The organism is Pantoea sp. Taur (assembly GCF_009830025.1).
GTDB classification, from domain to species: Bacteria; Pseudomonadota; Gammaproteobacteria; order Enterobacterales; family Enterobacteriaceae; genus Pantoea; species Pantoea communis.
Genome location: NZ_SZZZ01000008.1, coordinates 161461 through 176019 on the forward strand (window position 1 = coordinate 161461; position 14559 = coordinate 176019).

The 14559-nt window shown below is 55.2% G+C and carries 11 protein-coding genes; 6 read left to right on the forward strand and 5 right to left on the reverse strand.

The window, feature by feature from the left end; all coding sequences use genetic code 11:
• Positions 1-8 precede the first annotated feature (8 nt).
• Together FD744_RS13220 and FD744_RS13225 are read left to right on the forward strand one after the other, a co-directional pair.
• Complete coding sequence (locus FD744_RS13220; RefSeq protein ID WP_034826801.1) at positions 9-899, forward strand: LysR family transcriptional regulator; 891 nt, start codon at positions 9-11, stop codon at positions 897-899.
• Positions 900-1009: 110 nt separating this feature from the next.
• Positions 1010-2221, forward strand: a complete 1212-nt coding sequence (locus tag FD744_RS13225) for an MFS transporter (protein WP_160868443.1) — start codon at positions 1010-1012, stop codon at positions 2219-2221.
• A 131-nt stretch (positions 2222-2352) separates the two neighbouring features.
• On the opposite strand, the gene FD744_RS13230 is transcribed toward FD744_RS13225, so the two are convergent.
• A complete protein-coding gene (locus FD744_RS13230) occupies positions 2353-4743 on the reverse strand; it encodes a glucose/quinate/shikimate family membrane-bound PQQ-dependent dehydrogenase (RefSeq protein WP_160868444.1) in 2391 nt (796 codons plus the stop codon).
• Between the two features lie 283 nt (positions 4744-5026).
• Positions 5027-5626 (reverse strand): hypothetical protein, encoded by a 600-nt coding sequence (locus FD744_RS13235; RefSeq protein ID WP_160868445.1) that lies wholly within the window; start codon positions 5624-5626, stop codon positions 5027-5029.
• 417 nt (positions 5627-6043) lie between these two features.
• Between FD744_RS13235 and FD744_RS13240 the strand changes: the two genes are divergently transcribed.
• Positions 6044-7282, forward strand: coding sequence for an MFS transporter (locus tag FD744_RS13240; RefSeq protein ID WP_160868446.1), 1239 nt, complete (start codon positions 6044-6046; stop codon positions 7280-7282).
• A gap of 101 nt (positions 7283-7383) precedes the next feature.
• Here FD744_RS13240 and FD744_RS13245 read toward each other — a convergent pair whose 3' ends face one another.
• On the reverse strand, positions 7384-8544 hold the full coding sequence (locus tag FD744_RS13245; RefSeq protein ID WP_160868447.1) for a Gfo/Idh/MocA family protein: 1161 nt from the start codon (positions 8542-8544) through the stop codon (positions 7384-7386).
• Between the two features lie 267 nt (positions 8545-8811).
• Here FD744_RS13245 and FD744_RS13250 point away from each other — a divergent pair, with 267 nt between their 5' ends.
• Positions 8812-9687 (forward strand): BadF/BadG/BcrA/BcrD ATPase family protein, encoded by an 876-nt coding sequence (locus FD744_RS13250; protein WP_373424398.1) that lies wholly within the window; start codon positions 8812-8814, stop codon positions 9685-9687.
• Positions 9688-9713: 26 nt separating this feature from the next.
• Positions 9714-10835 (forward strand): ROK family transcriptional regulator, encoded by a 1122-nt coding sequence (locus FD744_RS13255; protein ID WP_058961835.1) that lies wholly within the window; start codon positions 9714-9716, stop codon positions 10833-10835.
• A gap of 99 nt (positions 10836-10934) precedes the next feature.
• Here FD744_RS13255 and FD744_RS13260 read toward each other — a convergent pair whose 3' ends face one another.
• Positions 10935-12026, reverse strand: coding sequence for an ABC transporter ATP-binding protein (locus FD744_RS13260; protein ID WP_160868449.1), 1092 nt, complete (start codon positions 12024-12026; stop codon positions 10935-10937).
• A 13-nt stretch (positions 12027-12039) separates the two neighbouring features.
• Entirely contained in the window at positions 12040-12639 is a 600-nt protein-coding gene (locus FD744_RS13265; protein ID WP_160868450.1) for a GNAT family N-acetyltransferase, read from the reverse strand.
• Between the two features lie 531 nt (positions 12640-13170).
• Here FD744_RS13265 and FD744_RS13270 point away from each other — a divergent pair.
• Positions 13171-14514 carry an extracellular solute-binding protein gene (locus FD744_RS13270; protein ID WP_160868451.1) on the forward strand — a complete coding sequence of 448 codons (1344 nt, stop codon included), beginning with the start codon at positions 13171-13173 and terminating at the stop codon, positions 14512-14514.
• The last annotated feature ends 45 nt before the right edge of the window (positions 14515-14559 follow it).

Sequence of the window (14559 nt, forward strand, 5' to 3'; positions counted from 1 at the left end):
CAGAGAACATGGACAACAGCGATAATCTCACCGCCATGATGCTGTTTGCGCGCGTCGTTGAGCGGCAAAGCTTTAGCGAAGCCGCGCGAACCTTAGGCGTCTCTAAATCGCATGTCAGTCGCGAAATCGCGCGGCTGGAAGTGCGACTCGGCATCAAACTGCTGCAGCGTACTACGCGAAAAGTGGCGTTGACCGAGTTGGGTCAGGCTTACTATCCGTTTTGTACCCGCATGCTGGAAGAGATGCACCGCGCCGATGCGTTTGTGCAGCAGGTTCATCAACTGCCCGCGGGTAATGTGCGCTTACAGGCGCCAATCACCTATGGCTGCCAGTGCGTCGTCCCCACTCTGAATGACTTTATCCGCCGTCATATTCATATCAATGTCGATCTCGACCTCACCACCAGTGACGATCCGCAGCCCAGCGCGGATGTGGCGATAGTGATTCGTGCGCGCGCGCCGGAAGTCGCTAATTATCGCGAACTGAGCACCATCGAGTGGGGACTCTATGCCACGCCGGATTATCTGGCAGCGCATCCCGCTATCGACCATCCAGAGCGCCTGACACGTCACGATTTGTTGCTGTTCCACGGACCCGCGCATACGGCCGCACTGCCGTTTCGCCGCGATAAACAGCGGCTGGCGCTGGATGTGCATAGCCGTTTCCGCGCCAATAACAGCATGGCGCTGCTGAATGCGGCGCTGGCCGGCACCGGCATCGCTTATTTGCCAGCGTATATGACGCAAGAGGCGCTGGGGCGCGGCGAGATCCAACAGGTGTTGCCTGAGTGGCAAATGGATCGTTTACACAGTTATCTGCTGCTCAAAGAGCAGCCGCAACCTTCATCCCCCGTGACGTTGCTGTGTGATGCGTTAATTAATGCCTTGAGCGGCAGTTAATTGTTGTTGCCTGACAACAATATTACGCTGGTTGGCAAATATCTCTCTCTCCCTGTTTTATGTCGTGCTCCGCTGTTAGCCTGCTAAAAAAGCAAAAACAGGGAATGACTATGTCGCAATCATCAACAGTGTTAGCGCCTGAGCAGCAACACTGGAAACGTAATTTGTTTGTCTGCGTGCTGGGTTCGTTCAGCACCATTGTGGCGATGACGTTGCTGCTGCCGTTTCTGCCACTTTATGTGCAGCAGCTTGGCGTGCAGGAACCTGCCGCGATTGCACGCTGGTCGGGGGCTGCGTATGGTGCCACTTTCCTCAGCGCCGCGTTAACCGCGCCGTTGTGGGGAAAACTGGCGGATCGCTATGGCCGCAAACTGATGTTGATTCGTGCCAGCCTCGGAATGGCGATTGCCATGTCGCTGATTGGCATGGCGACGGCGCCGTGGCAACTGGTTGCCTTGCGTTTGCTGGCGGGATTATTGGGGGGCTACGCATCGGGTTCAACCATCATGGTCGCGGCGCAAACGCCAAAAGAGCAGACGGGTTGGGCGCTGGGTGTGTTGTCTTCCGGCATTATGGCGGGCAACGTGTTGGGGCCACTGCTGGGCGGGGTGTTACCACCGCTGATTGGCATTCGCCATACCTTCTGGCTGACCGGCGCCGTGATTTTCCTCGCCTTCCTTGCCACCACCTTTTTATTAAAAGAAGCGCCGCGTCAGCCGGGTAAAAAGACGGTGCAAACTCACGATGAGAGTGAGAAGCCGGTCAATCTGCCACTGGTGCGACTGATGTGGCTGTCCGGCATGCTGCTGATTTTTGCCAATATGTCGATTGAACCGATCATCACGCTGTATATCGGTCAGTTCGTGCAGGGCGATCATGCGATTACGGTGACGGCGGGCGTGGTGATGGCGGCGGCTGCACTGGGCAGTATTCTCTCTGCGCCGCGTTTGGGGCGCCTGGCGGATCGGGTAGGGCATGGCCGCGTGCTGGTTTACGGCCTGGTCGTTTGTGCCCTGTTGTTGATCCCGCAGGCGTTTATCACCCAAGCCTGGCAACTGGTGCTGCTGCGTTTCCTGATGGGCATGGCGCTGGGCGGTTTGATGCCGTGTGTGACGGCGCTGATTCGCCACAATGTGCCGCAAGGGCAGGTGGGGAAAATGTTGGGGTATTCGACCTCGGCCCAGTATGTCGGTCAGGTCTCAGGTCCGTTATTTGGCGGATTTGTTGGCGGTGCTTTCGGCATGCGGCCAGTGTTTCTGGCGACCTGTGTGATCATGGCGCTGTGCGCGCTGTTAAATGCGCGAGTGTTAAAGAAGCCGTAACGGCGACAGGTATGGCGCTTCGAACAACCATTAGCTTCTTCATAACGACGCGATACACCAGAGTGCAGGCAGTGAGACAACAAAAAAAAGGCGGGCTTCGCAGCCCGCCTTTGTCACATCAAACCAGAAGCTTACTTCGCATCTGGCAGTGCGTAGGCAATGACGTAATCGCCCAGCTTAGTACCAAACGAACCGTGACCACCCGCAGCAATGACAACGTACTGCTTGCCATCCACTTCATAGGTCATCGGCGTTGCCTGGCCACCGGCTGGCAGACGTGCCTGCCACAGCATTTCCCCGGTGTTGGTGTCGAACGCGCGCAGATAGTTATCGGCAGTCGCACCAATGAAGAACACGTTACCGGCCGTGGTAATTGGGCCGCCCAGCATTGGCATACCCATTTTGAACGGAACCGGAACCGGCGCGCTGTCGCGAACGGTACCAATACGTTTTTTCCACACGGTTTCGTTGGTTTTCAGGTCAACCGCTGAGACATAGCCCCAGGCCGGTTGTTTACATGGCAGACCCAACGGAGACAGGAACGGATTCAGCTCAACGCCGTACGGTACACCGTACTGTGGCTGGATACCGGTTTCAGTACCTGAACCGCCTTTGTCATCGGCTGGTGGCTCGATCGGGTTGCCCGGACCGCGTGGCACCAGTTTAGAGACAAACGGCAGCGCCATTGGGTTAGCAATCGCGATCTGACGATGTGGATCCACCGCGATGCCGCCCCACTCGAACATACCGAGGTTACCTGGGAACACCAGCGTACCTTGCTCAGACGGCGGCGTGAACGGACCTTCGTAGCGCAGACGCTTGAAGATCACGCGGCACACCAGTTGGTCGAACATGGTCGCGCCCCACATGTCCTTGTCCGTCAGATTGTTCTTCGGACGGAAGGTCAGTTCGGAGTACGGCTGAGTCGGAGAAACGTGGTCACCTTTCGCGGCACCCTGTGGCACTGGGGTTTCCGGTGCTGGGACAACCGGCTTACCGGTACGACGATCCAGGACAAAGATGTTACCGGTTTTGGCCGGGGCATAAATCACCGGAACGGTGTTGCCATCTTTGTCAGTGATATCGGCCAGCGTCGGTTGTGACGGCAGGTCCATATCCCACAGATCGTGATGCACGGTCTGATACGACCACACCAGCTTGCCGGTGGTGGCGTTCAGTGCCAGTACGCTGCTCGCGAAACGTTCCTGGTCAGGCGTACGGTTACCACCCCAGATGTCTGGTGTGGTCACGCCCATTGGCAGGAATACGGTATCCAGTTTTGGATCGTATACTGCCGGTGCCCAGGAGTTCGGCGAGTTCATGGTGAAGGTATGTTCATCATCTGGAATCGCGTTGGGATCTTTCGCGCCCGGATCAAACACCCACAGCAGTTTACCGGTGTTCACATCAAAGCCACGAATAGCGCCTGACGGTTCACGGGTTGAGTAGTTATCGGTGACCGCACCGGCGATCACGATAGTGGTATCCGTGATGATCGGTGGTGAAGTCGGCTCATACTGGCCTGGGGTCAGTACCGGCTGTTTGTGCTGCAGATCCAGCTCACCGTTGTTACCAAACGCGGCACAACGTTCACCGGTTTCGGCATCCAGCGCGAACAGACGACCGTCGTTCACTGGCAGATAAATGCGACGTGAACACAGCGCAGGCTGGGTGTTAGACGCATCCGCTGCTGCTGGCATTTCATGGTAAGAGACACCACGACAGGTCACATGCTGGAAGGTTGGATTCGGTTTTAAGCCCGGATCAAATTTCCACTTCTGCTTACCGGTTTTTGCATCCAGCGCAAACAGAATCTGGTGCGGTGAGCAGAGATACAAGGTGTCGCGGATTTTAATCGGCGTCACTTCGTCGGTGATTTCACCTGGGTCGTTCGGGGTTTTCAGATCGCCCGTCTGGAACTGCCAGGCTACCTGCAACTCTTTCACATTACCGGTGTTGATTTGCTTCAGTGGAGAGAAGCGCGTGCCTTGCTGGTCACGCGCGTACGCAGGCCAGTCAGCATCCTTGATGTTGCTCAGCGGCTGCGCTTGCGGGGCATTATCTGCCGCCGCTGGGATTTCACCGTTCAGCTCCTGCGGATCGTGGAACACTGCCCACGCCAGCACCAGCACGCTGGCAATCAGCGCAACGGCCATCAGACTCAGTGCGCCTTTACCTGCATGATTCAGACCGCGATACACAAACGGCAGAATCAGCCAGATGCCGAAGATCACCAGCACATCGGTACGTGGTGCCAGCGCCCAGAAGTCGAAACCAACTTCCCAAACGCCCCACACCAGCGTTGCCAACAGCAACAGTGCATACAGCATGATCGCTGCACCGCTACGGCGCCACAGCAGGACAGCGGTGATCAACATAATCACACCGCCAATAACGTAGTACCAGGAACCACCAATTGCGGCTAGCCATACACCGCCTACAAGCATAAATGCGCCTGTGAGCAGTGCGAACAGCACCGTCAAAAAGCGAATCACGCCAAAAGATGAGGAAGCTTTCCCCATAATATTAACCTCTTTCTTTGCCATAAACTTAATAGGAAACAACGCATTAGGTTGTTTCCCGACATAGAGTACGAAGTGACTTAAAATGTTCAATCGCAGCGCTTCCGTTACGCCAGATGATCCCTTTGCGTTAAATTTTATCTTAAAAACGTTAACGGGTTTGATTTTTTTAGTGCTTTGCGCTTGTGGAATGGTAGTAGTGCGACATTTTATGAGGAGATTCTAACGTTATGCCCGAAGAGATCGGGACATAACGGCAAGAGGCGGCATTTCGTGTAAGCGTTTACACTTCAAACAGGGTGTTGCTGGTGCGTTGTTCCTGCCAGCCAGAAAGTTGCAGGTCTTCATAGACAGACAACGGCAGAGTTAATTGCGGAGTGCGTAATATCACCTCTGCTTCTCTTTCCCGGCAGGATCCGAGCAAAAAGGGAAAGCTGAACTTGAGATAATTATCATTGAAGAAATCATCGTTCAGGACAATTCCACTGAAGGGAAAAGAGGCAATATTCTTCCAGCACGTTCCTGGCGGAGCCAAATCATAAAGCCAGAATGCGTGATGCTGTGCGGCTTCTCGTAATGCCGCTTCATGCTTAACTAAACTGGCATAATTGATAGCAAGGGACACATTTTCCATTTGCAGGCTGGGATATTTTTCTGGCGCCTTTAAAAAGCGCGCAAGAGTATTTCCCACTAAAGGGATAATTATTCGTTCGGGCGCATCGGGCAACTGATTGTGCAGTGAAATTATGTTGCTTCCGTTAAGTAATACTGTGCTTTCCTGTTCACAATGCATAAAGGGTGCTGAATAACACACGCCCATCAGTGCCCCGTCGAGGCGACGGATACGCTCAGTAACATAAGGATTGTATGAACTGTTTTCCATTTATCTCTATGAATAAATTAATTAACTGGAACGTCTTAATTATTATAAGGACGGCAAGGTTGCTGTGATCTTTACGCTTCCAATATAGATCGAATTGTTTGTTAAGGTCACCTTTTTTAGCTGTCTCTGATAGAGAGATATGGCGGCTAAAAGATGTATTTAATATTGAGTTATTGGAATTTCTGGAATGATTCAGATATTTTCAGGTGAAAACAATCAGCCTGCTAATATTCAGAACTCTATGCTTAGTTAAATTCCAGATAAGCAACTGTTTTTAAAGCGCACGGCTAGCCATTGCTTGCCAGCGTCAGATGCCGCACTCTGTGGCCGGAAAATGATAATGAGAGCCGGTTAACGGCTTTTCACCAGGCTGGTGCAATGACGCTGGCCGGATGTTGATTTAGGATGGGATAAAATATGGGTTCACAGTTATCCGCAGCAGAAGATTCTCTGTTGCGGCACAGGTCGTTTGTCGCCTTCTGGCTGGCGCGCACCTGTTCATCGTTTGGTTTCCAGATGTTTTCCGTGGCGGTCAGCTGGCAGATCTATGCCATCACCCATAGCGCCATGGCGCTGGGGATGATTGGGCTGATGCAGTTCCTGCCTTCAGTGTTGCTGGCCCTGCCGGCCGGCCATCTTGCCGACCAGTTTGATCGCCGCCGCATTGTGCTGGTCGGGCAATTGATTGAATGGCTAGCTCTGCTTGGCCTGGTGGCACTGACGCTGATGCACTGGGCGGATAAAATTGAAATTTGGGGACTGGTGTTTCTGATCTCCGTGGCCAAAGCGCTGGAGTGGCCGTCGATCACGTCGATGCTCCCTGCGCTGGTACCTCCACCGATTCTCGCGCGTGCCATGGCGGCGAGTTCCGTGGGCGGTCAGGCAGCGGTGATCGTCGGCCCAACCTTGGGTGGCCTGCTGTATGTGGCCGGTCCCGAGGTGGTTTACGGCGTCTCCGCCCTGTTTTATCTCTTCTCTCTGGTGTTGGTCAGCCGCCTTCGCTATGAACGTCCGCCCCAAACGCGGATGCCGATGAATCTCACCACCATGTTTGCGGGCGTGCGCTTTATTCGTGAGCGCAAAGATGTGTTGGGTGTGATCTCTCTCGATCTGTTCGCCGTGCTGCTGGGAGGTGCCACCGCGCTGTTGCCTATCTTCGCGCAGGATATTCTGCATACCGGTCCCTGGGGATTGGGCATGCTGCGCGGTGCGCCCTCTGTGGGGGCGCTCATTGTTGGCGTGTGGCTGAGCCGTCACAAGCTGGAAAAACACGTCGGCATGATTATGTTTGGTTCGGTGGCAGGCTTTGGGGTCGCCACGCTGGTGTTCGCGCTCTCTACGCAATTGTGGCTCTCTCTGCTGGCGCTGGCCGCGCTGGGCGGGTTCGATATGGTGAGCATGGTGATTCGCGGTGCGCTGGTACAGCTGGATACGCCGGATGATATGCGCGGTCGCGTGAATGCGGTCAACGCCATCTTTATTAACACCTCAAATCAGCTGGGCGAGTTTGAGTCAGGCTTGCTGGCGGCGTGGATGGGGGCGGTGCCTGCCGCAGCACTTGGCGGTATCGGCACGCTGGTGGTGGTAGCGGTCTGGATGACGATTTTCCCGCATCTGCGCAAACGGCAGAAGCTGGAGAATGAAAACGCAGGTTAAGTGCCAACAAAAACCGGCTCGCGGGCCGGTTAATGATGTCACCACTCTGCACTGCCATGAAAAGCCCCGCGCAAAGGGGGATCTGAGCGGGGAGGTTGACCTTATACGGTCGCGGTTTTCCCCAGGCTGGCGTCAAATTGTTTCCAGCTGTCTGTCATATCCACCACGGTTTTCGATTTTCGTGCTTCATCGATTTTGATCGCGGTCAGACCCGCTTCCAGTGCATCCACCACGGACACTTTCAGTGGCGTTCCCTGTTTAATGTGTTTGACGATCTCTTCAGCCATCAACGCATCGGCACCATAGTGACCGTCATAAGCATTGCCGCTGTAGGTGGTATCGACTTCGCGCTCGCCGGTACGGGCGTTGTGTACGCGGAAGTAGTTACGCACAAAGTCGCCCTCGGCCATGCCGTCGGTGCCCATCACGCAGAAACGACGAAATTCATCCGGCACGTTGAGGTTGGCGTGGAAGGCGAGAGTTGCGCCATTGGCGTATTCGATCAGCGCCGTCTGGTAATCGACGATATCGGCGTCGCCGTCAAACACCGCATCCGTGCTCGACCAGCCGCTGGGCTTCACGTGATACACCTCTGATTGCGGCGTGACAGCCCCGGTGGGTGCATGCTGCGGGGTGAAGTTCTTACGTCCACCAAAGCTGGCTACGCGCACCGGGCGTTCACCGACCAATCCCTGATAGAGATCGATGTCGTGGCAGCATTTTTCCAGAATATAAGGACCGGCGTATTTTTCCAGACGTCGCCAGTCGCGCTGGAAGAAGGCGCCGTGATAAGGCTTGATGTGTTCAGTGGCTTCGATTGAGGTGATTTCACCGAGACGATTTTCATCGCGTGCGTTCAAAAGATCGTGATACAGCGGTGAGTAACGCAGCACCAGGCCGACCAGAATGCGCTCATGCCCATATTGTTGTACCAGTTGCGCCATCGCCATGGTTTGTTCTTCATTGATCACCACCGGTTTCTCGGTAAACACGGTGTAACCGGCTGCCAGCCCCTGCCGAATATGCTCAAGGTGCATAAAGTTGGGTGACCCTACCAGCAGCAGATCGAAACCACCGTGCTGGAGTAGCGCATCCACGTTGTCAAACGCCTTCCCGGCATCAATGCCGAAGGTGTGGAGATTCGGCAAGCCAGCGGGAGCCGGATCGACGTAACCCACCACGGAGAACTCTGCGTCAGCTTTGTTGAACTCTTTCACCACATGAGAAAGACGAAAGCCCAGACCAATAATGCCCACTTTCATGTTGTACCCCTGAAGCCCGTTGCTTGTTAGCTGCCCGACCCATCAGGCTGCTGATAATCTGACCGTTAACTTATTACGACAGAAAAACTAATGTCAATCCGTAACGCCGATCTCAAATCGGTGTTTTAAGTTATATTGATGTTTTTATTCAAAATTAATTAACTATACGGAATGCGTATTTATTTATGATTGCGATTTAAGTTTTTTTCCCCTATCTTTCGCACATCTATAAGTATCATGCCGTTCGTGGCAGGCAGGAGGAAGCGCGTGCAATCACTTTTGCTGGGAATTGATGGTGGTGGTACGCACTGTCGCGGACGCCTGACGGACAGCACTGGCCGTGTGCTGGCGGAAGCGACAGGCGGGCCCGCCAATGTCTGGTCGCAGTATGATGCCGCCATCAACGCCATTGAATCGGTCATCGACAAGCTCTTTCAACAAGCGGGGCTGGCTGCCGATGCGCGCGACCGCACCTTGCTGGTGGCAGGTTTAGCCGGCGCCAATGTGGCATCGGTGCACACGCGGCTGCAAAGCTGGCAGCCACGCTGTCAGGGACGCTATCTGTTTACCGATGTTGAGATCGCCTGTGCGGGTGCGCACGATGGCGCACCAGGCGCGGTGTTGATCGTTGGGACAGGCAGCCAGGGCGCAGCCTGGGACGGCGCGCAGTTTACCCTGCTGGGCGGCTGGGGTTTTGCCCTGTCCGATGCCGGTTCGGGCGCCATCCTTGGACGCCGTGCACGGCGCTTAGCGCTGCTCGCGCACGAAAGTATCGTGCCTGCCTCGGCGCTGACTGAACGTATTATGGCGTTGCATCAACACAGCCCGGAACAGATGTTACTCTGGTCACAGCAGGCAACACCCGCCGAGTGGGGCAGCGTGGTACCTGAAGTCTTTGCCGCTGCGCAGCAGGGCGATCCCCATGGTATTGCGTTGGTGCAGCAGGCCGCTGCCGATATCGTGCAGATGGTGCAACCCTTGCTGGCACGCAGTCACGGCAAACTGGCCCTGATGGGGGGGCTTGCGGTGCCGATTCAGCCCTGGTTACCGGCCGAGATTGCTGCACAGCTTGTGCCGCCGCAGGGCGATGCCTTAAGCGGCGCACTGCGCCTTGCCAGCCAGTTCAGCCAGCAACCGGCTTAGCCTCTTCTAACTTAAAAAAGAGATCCATGAGCGCTCCCAACGTAACTGCACGCATTTTGCGGCTGATTGTCGAAAATGCGCCAATCAGCCAGTCTGACCTCAAAGTCCGTAGCGGCCTGAGTATGTCCACGGTTTCGCAGGCCACCAACCGCTTGCTCTCCGGCGGTATTGTGCAGGAGCTGGGGTTGCGTCGTGTATCAATGGGACGACCGAAAACCCTGCTCGGCCTCAACCCGGATCACGCCAGTGTGGTGGGCATTCAGCTTAACGCCGAACGTAATTTGATCGTCTTAACCGATCTCAGCGGCAACATTATTGGCGAACAGCAGATCCCTTCAGGCGCGATGACCCCCAAGCAACTGGGTGATGCGCTGGCGAAGTTTTTGCGTGGCGTCGAAGGAAAGAAAGTCGGTGCCATTGGGCTGGCCCTCTCGGGGCTGGTGGATGCCAGTAACGGGGTATGCGTGCTGTCACGCGCGCTGGGCTGGAACAACGTGCCGATTGCACGCCTGCTGGAAGAACGTTTTTCACTGCCGGTCTTTATCGAAAATGATGCCAATGCCTTAGCCATGGCCGCGCTGGTATTTGGCCAGTTGGGCCATGCGCAGTCAGCGGTGATCGCCACCTTTGGCAAAGGGATTGGGGCGGGAATCTTGCTGGATCGCCAGCTCTATCGCGGCCGCCATGGCAAAGCCGGTGAGATTGGTGTGTCATTGCTCGGTGATGGCTCCGAACGTTTACTGGAAGACGTGGCCTCGTCACAGGCGATTTTGCAGCGTGTGGCAGTTTCACTGAAAGAGGCGCTGCCGCAGACGTTACGCGATCTGGATAGCCAGCCCACACCTGAAGTGCTTAGCGCGCTAGCGGAGGCCGGGCAGCATCTGGGCATGTCGCTGGCGAATCTGTCGGTGGCTTACGATCCTGACGTGGTGTATCTGGCGATGGAGCCGCAGATGGCCTCGCGCATCCTGCTCGACCACATCACCCAGAGCTTCCAGACCTATCGCCTGAAGATCACGCCGCAGATGACGCCGCTGCAGTTCCTCACTGAGTCGAATCGGATGTGGGCACAGGGTGCAGCAGGTTTTGCGGTGAATAAGCTGTTGGATTTACTGGCGGCGCAGGCCGATGAAGAGACGGTGTCTTAAAGCAGCACTAGCTGTAGTGGCGCGATCTGCATCGACGTTGTTCACTCGTTATCAAGAGAGCGCCGTAGCATAACTACGGCGCTTGCTTCGTTCAGGCGCTTAACGCAGGCGCAATCCCTGTTCATCAAACAACATTCCGCGCTCAGCATTGATCTGATAACTGACGCGGTCGCCAATCTCATGTTCTGCCGCGTTACGCTCTTCAATCACCAGTAACTTCTCCTCACCGATATCCAGGTAAAGATAGTTGGTGTGCCCCAGCATCTCGCTGAATGACAAATCAGCGCTAAAGCTCAGCACATCGGTATCCTGATTAGCCGGCGAGAAGTGTTCAGGTCGAATTCCCAACGTGACTTTTTGCCCTTCATGACAGGCTGCGTCGATCTTCATGGTCAGCGTGTGAATGCCCAATGCGGGCACTCGCAGCTGCACGGCACCTGGTGCGATCGTGGCAATTTCCGCCTGCAGGAAGTTCATCTTCGGAGAACCGATAAACCCGGCGACAAACAGATTGTCGGGATCGTGATACAACGCCATCGGAGCACCCACCTGCTCAATTTTGCCCTGACGAAGTACCACGATGCGATCGGCCAGCGTCATCGCTTCCAGCTGGTCGTGCGTGACATAAATCATGGTGTTGCCCAGTGAGGCGTGCAGGCGAGCGATCTCAATGCGCATCTGTAGCCGCAGCTCAGCATCCAGATTGGAGAGCGGCTCATCAAACAGGAAAATGCGTGGATGGCGGATGATGGCACGACCGATGGCCACACGCTGACGCTGGCCGCCGGAGAGCGCACGTGGCAGGCGATCCAGCAACTCTGTCAGATGCAGACGCGCAGCCGTCTGGCTAATCGCTTTCTCAATTTCCGCTTTAGATTTCTTCATCACTTCCAGCGGGTAAGCCAGATTGCCGCGCACCGTCATATTCGGATAGAGCGCATAGGACTGAAACACCATGGCAATGCCACGCTCGGTGGCGGGCTGGTGCGTCATGTCTGCGCCTTCAATCAGCAGCTTGCCGTCACTGATCTCCTCCAGCCCGGCAATCATGCGCAGCAAGGTCGATTTACCGCAGCCGGAAGGACCGACAAACACCACGAACTCGCCGCTGTTAATGGTGAGATCGATACCGTGGATCACATTCACATGGTCGTAGGACTTTTTAACGCTTTGCAGGTGCAGGCTGGTCATGGTGAGGCCTCAATCAGAGTAGTTGACCCATGTAGATGGCGTTGCTGCGCATAATCGGCGTGAAACCAAGACGTTGATAAAAGCCGCATACCTTCTCGTTTTGCAGACTCACGCCAAGATAAACACCCGACACGCCAGCGGCGCGCAGATCCTGCAGCAGTTGCTCAATCAGTTTTCGTCCCCAGCCGCCTTGCTGGGCTGGCGGCAGCAGATTGATGTGCAGATGTGCAGGCCATTGCGCCACCAGTTGTTCCGCAGCGGTATCCGGCTGGAGGATGCCATCCAGCACTTTACTGTCGAGGGGAGCTCGCGGCGTGTAATCGCGATATTGCTGTTGCAGTGGCGGCCACCAATGCACATCCAGTTCTGCTTCGAATGCGCGTGTATCCGGTGCTGCCACCGCATAACCCATCACTTCCCCCTCTATTTCAAGGGCATAAGCAAAGTCAGGCGCAAAGCGCGCATAGGGAATGACAAAGCGCAGGCCGGGCAGTGCCGGGTCGGAATAGAGCGCGGTGGCGTCAGTGCCCGCATTGGCCGTTTCTAAGCAGATGCGCGACAGGGCCGGAAAATCGCTCTCGCTGGCGCGGCGAATAACACCTTTAGCCGTCATGGTGGTGCCTCTGTGGTCATGAGATGAACAGATTTTACGGTAAATAAAGCTGACTTAGTTTTCAAGGTGTAATAATTGCGCTACCGCACAACATCGAGGTAAATCCTGAGGGCGGACGGTGGCGTGAACGTCCACGTGAAGCGGCGCAGAGCCTGTGGTGCCTGTGTTCTGGGATGATTTTGCCGCAGAGGCCTCTCACCTCTCTCAATAAGTATAGAATTTTCATATGGTCTGTCAGTGGGTTAATGCGGCTGAACGGCGTAAGTGATTTGTGCTGTAGGCAGGGCCATGTCTTCTTATGGTGTGCGCTTCAGCGGCTGTCATGCAGAATTCTCTACTGCATAGCCCGCTTTTCTTCTCACAGTTTGCACTGTATCACAGAGCAAAAATTCCGCAGTGAGGGTGTTTGACTTTCTTTTGTTCATAAAGTAAGTATGAATTAACGTCGTTATTACTGCTGCTGAATCAACCTGCCAGGACATGCAGGTGTCGCGATGAAGGGATGCCAGTCATCTGTTGGAGAAACCGAGCATGATGTGTGATTCAACCAAACGTCCGTCCCGTATGAAAAGCTCACTGCGCAGTGTGTCGCGTCTGGTTTCAGCCGGGATTTTGCTCGGTGCGACCATGGCGACGGCACAAGCGGTCACGCTGAACGAATGGGATATTTATAACTATCCGCAGCAAACCGAAGCCGTGGATGAAGCGGTTAAAGCGTTCCAGCAAAAGAATCCGGGCATTACCATCCAGCGCTCGGTGCACTCCTTTGAAGACACGCGTATTCCACTGAAGCTGGCGTTGACCGCCGGTGATGGCCCGCAAATCGCGCAGGTCAATCAGGGCGGTGGCGATATGGGTTCACTGGTGAAAGACAAACTGCTGTGGTCTCTGGACGATTATGCCAAAACCTACGGCTGGACCACGCGCTTCCCGGATTCGATCCTCAAGCGTAACCGCTGGTCTGATAAACAAGACTTTGGTAGCGGCAAGCTGTATGGCGTGGCGAGTTTGGGTGAAATGGTGGGGCTGTATTACAACAAGGCGCTGCTGGACAAAGCGGGTGTCGCGGTACCGAAAACTCTGCCTGAACTCGAAGCGGCAATGGAGAAACTGAAAGCCGCGGGTACGCCGCCGATGATGCTCGGCCTGCTGGATGGCAATATGGGCCAGCAGCTGCTGAGTACGGTATGGGAAGCACAGATTGAGAGTAAAGATCGCAAAGCCCTCGACGATCTGATCTACGACGTCGGCGGCACCTTCAAAGACGACAAGCTGGTGAAAGCGGCGAGCATGATGAAAAGCTGGAAAGATAAAGGCTACTTCTTCCCTGGCTTCGAAGGCATTGGCCATGATGATGCGGCCACCCTGTTCCAGAATGGTCAGGCTGCGTTCCTGGTGAGTGGCACCTGGTATCTCGGTCAGTTCAAAGACAATAAAGATGTGCACTTCGCGGCGATGCCGATGGGTGAGGGGGTACAGCATGCGCTAATGGTGGGCGGTACCGATCTGGCGTTCTCGATCACCAACACCGCGAAAACCAAAGAGCAGCAGGATGCGGCGGCCAAATTTATCGACTACATCGTTTCCGATGAGATGGCTAACCGCTGGTTGAAAGTGGGCTTCCTGCCGGCGGGTACCAGCAAGAATGCACAAATCCCGGCGGATAACCCGTTGCTGGCGGAGACGTATCAGGTATGGGTGACCCTCAACGAGCATGATGGCCTCGGCCATTATCTGGACTGGGCCACGCCGACCATGAATGCTGAGCTGAATCAGAACGTGCAGCTGTTACTGGCCGGAAGACAGACGCCGGAGCAGATGGTCACCAATTTCGACAACAACTATCAACGTTACCTGAAAACCCTGAAGCACTGATGACGTCCGGCCCGACAGCAATGCCGGGCCGTGAATTAGCCTGCA

Bases quoted from the DNA above. Each gene is read 5' to 3' on its own strand.
- FD744_RS13220 (WP_034826801.1), top strand. From the start codon at position 9: ATGGACAACAGCGATAATCTCACCGCCATGATGCTGTTTGCGCGCGTC.
- FD744_RS13225 (WP_160868443.1), top strand. From the start codon at position 1,010: ATGTCGCAATCATCAACAGTGTTAGCGCCTGAGCAGCAACACTGGAAA.
- FD744_RS13230 (WP_160868444.1), bottom strand. From the start codon at position 4,743: ATGGGGAAAGCTTCCTCATCTTTTGGCGTGATTCGCTTTTTGACGGTG.
- FD744_RS13235 (WP_160868445.1), bottom strand. From the start codon at position 5,626: ATGGAAAACAGTTCATACAATCCTTATGTTACTGAGCGTATCCGTCGC.
- FD744_RS13240 (WP_160868446.1), top strand. From the start codon at position 6,044: ATGGGTTCACAGTTATCCGCAGCAGAAGATTCTCTGTTGCGGCACAGG.
- FD744_RS13245 (WP_160868447.1), bottom strand. From the start codon at position 8,544: ATGAAAGTGGGCATTATTGGTCTGGGCTTTCGTCTTTCTCATGTGGTG.
- FD744_RS13255 (WP_058961835.1), top strand. From the start codon at position 9,714: ATGAGCGCTCCCAACGTAACTGCACGCATTTTGCGGCTGATTGTCGAA.
- FD744_RS13260 (WP_160868449.1), bottom strand. From the start codon at position 12,026: ATGACCAGCCTGCACCTGCAAAGCGTTAAAAAGTCCTACGACCATGTG.
- FD744_RS13265 (WP_160868450.1), bottom strand. From the start codon at position 12,639: ATGACGGCTAAAGGTGTTATTCGCCGCGCCAGCGAGAGCGATTTTCCG.
- FD744_RS13270 (WP_160868451.1), top strand. From the start codon at position 13,171: ATGATGTGTGATTCAACCAAACGTCCGTCCCGTATGAAAAGCTCACTG.